Origin of the sequence: uncultured Gimesia sp. (assembly GCF_937919775.1) — a bacterium.
Taxonomy (GTDB): Bacteria; Planctomycetota; Planctomycetia; order Planctomycetales; family Planctomycetaceae; genus Gimesia.
Genome location: NZ_CALFPF010000523.1, coordinates 1 through 7,950 on the forward strand (window position 1 = coordinate 1; position 7,950 = coordinate 7,950).

Genomic DNA, 7,950 nt, shown 5'->3' on the forward strand with positions numbered 1-7,950 from the left:
CGGGTAATTTTCAATTTCTTCAAGGAAGGTTCTGAGATGACGGCTCGAAAAACAGTCTCCAAGTCAAAATCAGGCGATAACAAACCTCATCCTGCCACGAAGCCGGTTACCAAACATGCTTCCGGCAAGAATAACGGCAAAGTACATACCATCGGAAGTTATCTGATTCAGCGGTTACAGGATTATGGTATCAACGATTTATTTGGTATACCTGGCGATTTCGTATTACAGTTTTATGGCATGCTTGAAGAGAGCCCCATTCGTGTGGTTGGGACAACGCGTGAAGACAATGCCGGCTATGCTGCGGATGGTTATGCGCGCGTGAACGGATTGGGAGCAGTCTGTGTGACGTATTGTGTTGGTGGTTTGAGTTTGTGCAATTCCATCGCTGGTGCTTATGCGGAAAAGTCTCCCGTAGTCGTAATCAGTGGTGCTCCGGGGATGGCGGAGCGGGAAACCGACCCCCTGCTCCATCATCGTGTGAAAGATTTTAATACGCAGCGTGAAGTCTTTGAAAAGATCACAGTAGCAACGGCTTTGCTGAATGATCCGATGACTGCCTTTCATGAGATCGACCGCTGCCTCGAGGCCTGTGTCAGATTCAAACGCCCTGTTTATCTGGAACTGCCTAGGGATTGCGTTCACAAAAAAGCCATCATTCCGCATATTCCTGATGACACTCAGCCAGTGAGCGATCAAAATGCCTTGCGTGAATCGCTTGAAGAGGCGGCGGAACTAATTCATGCAAGTAAAAAACCGGTGATCATTGCCGGAGTGGAAGTCCATCGCTTTGGGTTACGGGAAGAAGTGCTGGAGTTTGCTGAAAAACACAAAATCCCGATGTGCGCGACAATTTTAGGCAAGTCTGTCGTGAGTGAATCCCATCCACTTTATCTGGGTGTCTATGAAGGCGCAATGGGGCGCAGCGAAGTACAGCGTTTTGTTGAGGAAAGTGACTGCGTCATACTGCTCGGCACGTTCATGACGGACATTAACCTGGGGATTTACACAGCGCATCTGGATCCGGGGAAATGCATTTATGCAACCAGTGAAAAACTCAGGATCAGCTATCATCATTTTCAGGATGTTGTGTTTTCCGACTTTGTCAAAGCGCTGGGCAATCATAAGATGAAAGTAGTCGTGCGTAAAATACCGGATCATGTCCGACCCCAGCCGATCGACTATAAGGTCAGACCATCACAGCCGGTGACCACAAAGCATTTGTTTGAGAGTATCAATCAGATCCTGAGTGATAAAACCGTTGTGGTGACGGATGTGGGGGATTGCCTGTTCGGGGCTATAGATTTGATGATCAGCACGCATACCAAATTCCTCAGCCCCGCTTATTATACATCCATGGGATTTGCGATACCGGCCTCCATCGGTGCGCAGGTGGCCAATCAAAGTTTGCGACCGATTGTGCTCGTCGGAGATGGTGCGTTTCAGATGACCTGTCTGGAGCTTTCAACGGCACTCAAATTGGGTTTTAACCCGATTGTCATCGTCTTGAACAACAAGGGATATACGACCGAACGTTTCCTGCAGGAAGGGCCGTTTAATGACATTCCCAACTGGAAGTATCATAATATTACCGATCTGATCGGTGGCGGATGGGGCTTTGAGGTGAGTACGGAAGGCGATCTTGAAAAAGCGATCAAAGCCGCTCTGGCGAATTTGGACAGCTTGAGCGTGATCAACGTGCATCTGGATCCAACCGATGTCAGTCCGGCGTTAACCCGTCTGGCAGAGAAAATGTCGAAGCAGCTTTAATCAGCCTGGGTGTGCTCCTGGTCCGTATTCGGGTTTAGCTCGCGTATTGCGGACGGGAATCAGAGATCGCAGGCGGCTATAGCTTTGCTGGATGCGATTAAGTCTATAAAAAAAGCCGGACGAGAGTCCCGTTCTCTCAGTCCGGCTTTTTTCCTTTCGCTTGCAGTTTCTATTGTCCAGCAAATAAAACTGCAATGATTTATGCGAAAGAGCCCCCCCTGTTTCGTTTGAAAGCAATCAGAACCATCGGTCACCCGGCTCAGGCGACTATTGTTCGTCCTGGAGTTTGCGTTCCAATTTGTATTGTTCGAGGACTTCGCGCTGGTTGTAAAGTTGTTCTTCAGGACCGGCCGGATAGAACTGCACGTCATCATTCAGGTAATAAGCAGAAGGCAGCGTCTGGCCGCCGATGCTGGATTGGCAACCGGTGCTGGTTATCCCGATTAACGCTAAACCCAGAATTCCTGCACAGGACCAATTTTTGAACTGGCGAATTACCATGATTATCCTCGGATTGAAAAGTTGTCGAATGGCCCCTGTTGGGAAGACGTGTAAACAGGGTAAGACAGGAGCCGGGAACACCTTGGGATCAGTCTGTCCTTTTACTGAATCCAGTCACTTCCCGAGGAAGTAACACGCAAGGTCACACATAATTACAAACCATGTACTGTGTTTATCGACACACAAAACCGGAATCTTCGATATATCTGCCTAATCGGACAATATTTTGTATAAAGAAAATCTGCAGGGCATAGATATGGCAGCTCAGGGTGATTTGAACACCTTTTGTAACTCATCCAGCGAGACTTTACCTTCCGCCACTAAACGAATACCGTCTTTCTGGAAGGTCGGCATTCCCTCTTTTTTTGCGAACGCCTTGATTTTTCCCGGCTCCGCACCACTGATGATCAATTGTTTCATCTCGTCGGTCATCTCGATGATTTCCATCATCAACGTTCTGCCGTAGTAACCCAGGCCGTCGCATTTTTCACACGGTTCAATTTCGTTCCCCTCTTCGTCAACGGTTTGTCGGGGGGGGCGATAGAGCATTTTGGTGGATTTGGGCAGCCCCATTTTTTCGATCAGTTTCGGATTCGGGCGGAATGCTTCCTTACACTGATCACAGAGCGTTCGAATCAATTTATGGCCGATCACGCACCGCAGCGCACCGACACCTTTTTCTACACTCCCGGCTAATTTACAGAACTTGATCAGACCGGAAACGGAATCCTTAGCTGAAATTTCGGCGATCATCGAAATTTCATCTGCGACGTTCAATATACTGCGGACGTACTCTTCATCGGTAACCGGATTCAAATAGATGATATCTGCTTCCATGCGAATGATTCGTCTTAACTCATCGTCAAACGTATCCCCTGCTTTTTTATCAAGGGTCGCGATGTGACTTAATTCACGATGCTCCGGTTCAGCCAGAGCAAAGATGGTATATTGATACGCATCCACGGAACGGACGACACCAAAAGTTGTCGTCGTTGTTCCTGAGCTCGGTGGACCGCTGATAAGGATCAACCCATGTCGGCCTTTGCTCATTTCCCGAATACGTTCTTTATTTTCCTCGGTGATGCCGATGTCGTCAGCACGGTCCAGTGGATACTTGACGTTGATGGCTTTAATCGAAAGACGTTCTCCCCCCTCAGCGGGAGCTGTTGAAACTCTCAACTGATAGGAGACCCCTTCTAATTCAGCCAGAATGCCTCCCGACTGAGGCCGCTTTCGTTCCTGAATATTCAGTCCTGATAACAGCTTGACGACCTGGACGACGGCCAGCCCCTGCTGTTTTGATAACTTCGGGCCTGGATTAGCGACTCCGTCTACGTAAAATACAACCTGATACCGCTCCCCCTTGGGTTCGAAACGCATCAATTCTGCGCGAAGAGCAAGACCATCGGTGACGATGTTTTTGGCAGGCATCAGGCCGGCTTTCACCAGCCGTGCATTTTCTTTCAGATTTGCAGGTTGACCATTTAATGCGCCTTGAAAGGAGACTGGTTCAATCTCTTCTTCGACATCATCATCTTCTTCCCGCGATTTTCCAAAACCAAATATCACAAGTAAACCTCTTAAAAAACGGGCAAAGTGTGTGACTGAAAATCTTTTTCACAACGCAATCCGCCAGGAATCACCGGTTCCTCTCCAGCCGCTTTCAGTCAGAGATTCTTCAGTGAGTCGTCTGGCTTAATTTTTAAAGCAGACCATAATCCCGCAGAGTTTTTTCCAGAACCTTCATGGATGCGCTATCGAGCTGAGTCATCGGCAGACGGACTTCACCATTGTCCCGTCCCAGCAACTGCATCGCTGCTTTGATGGGAATGGGATTAGTCGCCAGTCCCAGCAGATTTCGGCAGAGGGCGAACAGTTTGAAATGCCATTCCCGGGCCAGTTTCATATCCCCGGCATTAAAGGCATTCAGCAGACTTTTTACATCACCGGGAACAATATTTCCGACAACGGATACAACCCCTTTGCCTCCTAATGCCATCAGGGGGAGCGTCAGGCTGTCGTCACCGGAGAGTACGGCCAGATCGCAGGCAGAAAGAATGTGCGATGCCTGGTCCATGGAGCCGGTGGATTCCTTCACCGCAATGATATTGGGGATTTCCGCCAGACGGATAATGGTTTCAGGCTCGATATTCTTGGCGGTTCGACCGGGAATATTGTAGATCAAATCGGAATGTCAACCGCTTCGGCAATCGCCTGATAATGCTGGAAGAATCCTTCCTGGGTTGGTTTGTTGTAGTAAGGGGCAACATGCAGGGCACCATCAACACCGGCTTGTTCTGCGTATTTGGTGAGCTCAATCGCTTCGCGGGTACTGTTCGATCCCGTTCCCGCCATCACTTTGATGCGACCTGCAGCCTGTTTGCAGACGATGGAAATGACCTGTTTGTGTTCATCGTGTGAAAGGGTGGGCGATTCACCAGTGGTTCCCACTGGGCACAAGGTGTCCGTCCCTTGTTCAATATGGTAATCGACCAGACTGCGGAGGGCTGTTTCGTCGATTTCCCCATTTTTGAAGGGGGTGATCATTGCCACTGAAAGACCTGCAAACAGGTCACTTTGACTAACCATGCTTTCGATACCTTAAAACAAATTCTATCCGCCGGCCCTGTTTGACCAGCTCCATTTCTGATTCAGCAATTTTGTTGTTTATCAGACACTAAAAATTACGAACGATGTTCCCAATCGACATTCGACAATGATGCCAGCGCCAGTTGCAGAGCATGAGTTCCGTTCCGTCCATAACCTTGTGCCTGAACCGCGAGGTAGAGTTGATGTCCCAGTGCCAGGCCGGGAAGACTCAGATTCATCGCTTTGGCTTCCGCCAGTGCAATTCCCATATCTTTGATAAAATGCTCAACGAAAAATCCGGGGTCAAAATTATTATCCATAATTCTGGGGCCGAGATTTGAGAGCGACCAGCTTCCCGCTGCGCCACTACCCACCGATTCCAGAACCGTCGGCAGATCCAATCCTGCTTTATAACCGTACAGCAGCGCTTCACAGACTCCGATCATGTTGGTTGCGATCAGAATCTGATTGACCATTTTCGTATGTTGCCCGGACCCCGGACCTCCCTGGTAGACAATCGTCTTGCCCATCGCATCCCAGCAGGGCTTCAGAGCATCGACGATCTGCTGGTCGCCGCCGATCATAATCGACAACGTTCCGTTTTTCGCTCCGATATCTCCACCAGAAACGGGCGCATCAATACCATGCACGCCTTTGGCCGCCGCTGCCTCTGCAATTTCAACGGCCAGAGAAGGATCGCTGGTGGTCATATCTACCAGGATTTTTCCCGCTGAAGCTCCTGCCAAAGCCCCCTGCTCTCCCAACAGGACTTCTCTGACATCCGCGGGAAAACCAACAATTGAGAAAATGACGTCCGACTTTTCGGCAACAGCTTTGGGAGAATCGGCCCAACTGGCCCCTTTTTTAATCAGGGGCTCTGCTTTAGATTTACTGCGATTATAAACGGTCGCGGAGAAACCGGCATCTATCAGGTGCCCTACCATGCTGGAACCCATGACTCCTGTACCAATCCAGCCGATTTTTGTGGTTCCTGGTTGAATTACTGGTGTCGCCATATTCTCCAATCCTTTTATCTCTCAATTCTAAAACAGAATTCGTTCATCATTACGGTGCCGGGATCTCACTGACAATCGTAAAAAAATGATTACTATATCTCAAGTTATCGCAATCTTGCTCCTTGGCAGTATATCGAGCAGGGACTCAGAAGTCATACGACTGGTTCATTTTTTTTGACAACAATTGTCCCTGTTTTGCCCTTTTGTTGAGGGAATTACAGAGTGTTGATAAAAGAAACTTGCGATTCGTATGCCAGGTAGGGAAAATCAGGAACTGTAATGCAGGAATGCCCTCATTTCCTGAATCAGGCACCGGTTGACTAATTTTCAGATGATGAATCGAGTCCCCATGAAAGTTCCGTTTGCATTCGTAATCACGATGTTGTGTTTTGTCTCAGGTATCAACGGACAAACTTCAGCTTATGCACAAGGGAGCGCTTATCCCTGCGGTCCGGATGGTGCCCCGCTCTTACAGTTTTTAACACCACAGGGATTTATGGGAGCGGATTTTCGCGGAAGCTGCTCTCAGCATGATCTGTGTTATCAAATTCCCGGCATCAGCAGACGCTATTGTGATCTGCAATTCCGGCAGGAGCTTTATCGCAGGTGTGATGATTCCGCGTTTCCTCTTGGCTGCCGCATGCTCTCAAACGCCATGTATCTGCAGGTGCGGTTATTTGGCAGAAGGTCTTACTTGAATTCACAATACCTGGTTCCCGCTCCGGCATATTCGTATCCTGTTGTTTATTACGGATACTAAATCTCGCCCCATTTAACCATTGCGTCGCCTCTGTTATGATGCTCGGTCGGAATAGCCTTGGAGACGTTACCATAAACCTGGACACTGGCTGGATCTGTTACGACTGGATTGAGACATTCCGGATTTACGTCAGAACTATTTAGATCACGAAAAAAACACATGACCGAACCGCTGGCGTATCTCAATGGCGCCTTTATTCCTTTCTCAGAAGCAAAACTGGCTGTGACCGATCTGGGGATTGTTTACGGGGCTTCCATTACAGAGATGGTACGTACCTTCTCACACCGCTTGTTTATGCTGGATAAACATGTGGAGCGTCTGTTTTCTGCACTGGAGTATGTTTGCATTGATCCTGTACCGGAGAAATCCGTACTCAAACAGATCTGTGAAACTCTTGTGGCGCAGAACGCGCCCTTACTGCCAGCCGCACATGATATGGGTTTGACGATGTTCATCACGGCAGGTCACAATCTGCCTTATCTCGGACTCGCCGAAATCGAAACGTGTCGCACTCCGACGGTTTGCGTACACACATTTCCATTAGCGTTTGAACTTTGGGATCAAAAATACACAACCGGGCAGCATTTACGGCGCGCCGCAGGATTACAGCTCAACGCGAACATTTTTGATCCCCGTATTAAATCCCGCAGCCGAATCCACCTGTATCGAGCCGATAAACTGGTCCGTCAGCAGGATCCACAGGCCAGCGCCCTGCTGTTTGATCAGGCCGGATTTGTGGCGGAAACGACGATCGGCAATTTTTATATTGTAAAAGACGATGTCATCAAATCTCCCCGTCCGGAACATATTCTCGGGGGAATCAGCCAGATGATGGTGGTCCGATTGGCGAAACAGCTGGGACTTCGCTATGAAGAAACAGATATTTCCGTAAATGAGATTCTCGATGCGGATGAAGCATTGACGTCTTCGACCGCATATTGTCTGATGCCGGTTACCCGCTTTGATGAACATCCTGTCGCGGGCGGTGATCCGGGGCCCGTTTGTCGGCAGTTGCTGTCAGCCTGGAGTCAGACAGTCGGCGTTGATATCGTCCAGCAGGCAAGACAGATCGGGGAAGAGAGAAGAATCGCTCTTTCGTAACAGCGTCAAGTAATTTCCCCAGTCGTTTCGATTTACTACCAGGAACCGCAAGCGTGTCACATTATCTGGAATTTTTCAAACAGTTTCGTACGACTTTCGAAACCACCGGCGCCATTGCTCCCAGCAGCCGTTTTCTGGCAGCAGATATGGCGGGGCCGATGAAACAGCATCAGGGGCCGAAGAAGGTACTGGAAATTGGGCCTGGCACGGGTG

The 7,950-nt window shown here is 49.1% G+C and carries 6 protein-coding genes and 1 pseudogene; 3 read left to right on the forward strand and 4 right to left on the reverse strand.

Annotated features, from left to right (window positions below; translation table 11 throughout):
• Window positions 1–36: 36 nt before the first annotated feature.
• Window positions 37–1,770 carry a thiamine pyrophosphate-binding protein gene (locus Q0294_RS15045; protein WP_299467093.1) on the forward strand — a complete coding sequence of 578 codons (1,734 nt, stop codon included), beginning with the start codon at window positions 37–39 and terminating at the stop codon, window positions 1,768–1,770.
• Window positions 1,771–2,037: 267 nt separating this feature from the next.
• Here Q0294_RS15045 and Q0294_RS15050 read toward each other — a convergent pair whose 3' ends face one another.
• The 4 genes and pseudogenes from Q0294_RS15050 to Q0294_RS15070 form a co-directional block, all read right to left on the reverse strand.
• The gene (locus Q0294_RS15050) at window positions 2,038–2,271 is read right to left on the reverse strand and encodes a hypothetical protein (RefSeq protein ID WP_299467079.1); all 234 of its coding nucleotides are present in this window, start codon (window positions 2,269–2,271) and stop codon (window positions 2,038–2,040) included.
• A gap of 264 nt (window positions 2,272–2,535) precedes the next feature.
• Window positions 2,536–3,840 (reverse strand): ATPase, T2SS/T4P/T4SS family, encoded by a 1,305-nt coding sequence (locus Q0294_RS15055; protein WP_299467081.1) that lies wholly within the window; start codon window positions 3,838–3,840, stop codon window positions 2,536–2,538.
• 133 nt (window positions 3,841–3,973) lie between these two features.
• Window positions 3,974–4,860 (reverse strand): annotated as a pseudogene (dapA, locus tag Q0294_RS23445) (4-hydroxy-tetrahydrodipicolinate synthase).
• Between the two features lie 95 nt (window positions 4,861–4,955).
• Window positions 4,956–5,876, reverse strand: coding sequence for an NAD(P)-dependent oxidoreductase (locus tag Q0294_RS15070; RefSeq protein ID WP_299467087.1), 921 nt, complete (start codon window positions 5,874–5,876; stop codon window positions 4,956–4,958).
• A 349-nt stretch (window positions 5,877–6,225) separates the two neighbouring features.
• Here Q0294_RS15070 and Q0294_RS15075 point away from each other — a divergent pair, with 349 nt between their 5' ends.
• Window positions 6,226–6,636 (forward strand): hypothetical protein, encoded by a 411-nt coding sequence (locus tag Q0294_RS15075; protein ID WP_299467089.1) that lies wholly within the window; start codon window positions 6,226–6,228, stop codon window positions 6,634–6,636.
• Window positions 6,637–6,795: 159 nt separating this feature from the next.
• Window positions 6,796–7,737, forward strand: coding sequence for an aminotransferase class IV (locus Q0294_RS15080; protein ID WP_299467091.1), 942 nt, complete (start codon window positions 6,796–6,798; stop codon window positions 7,735–7,737).
• Window positions 7,738–7,950 lie beyond the last annotated feature (213 nt).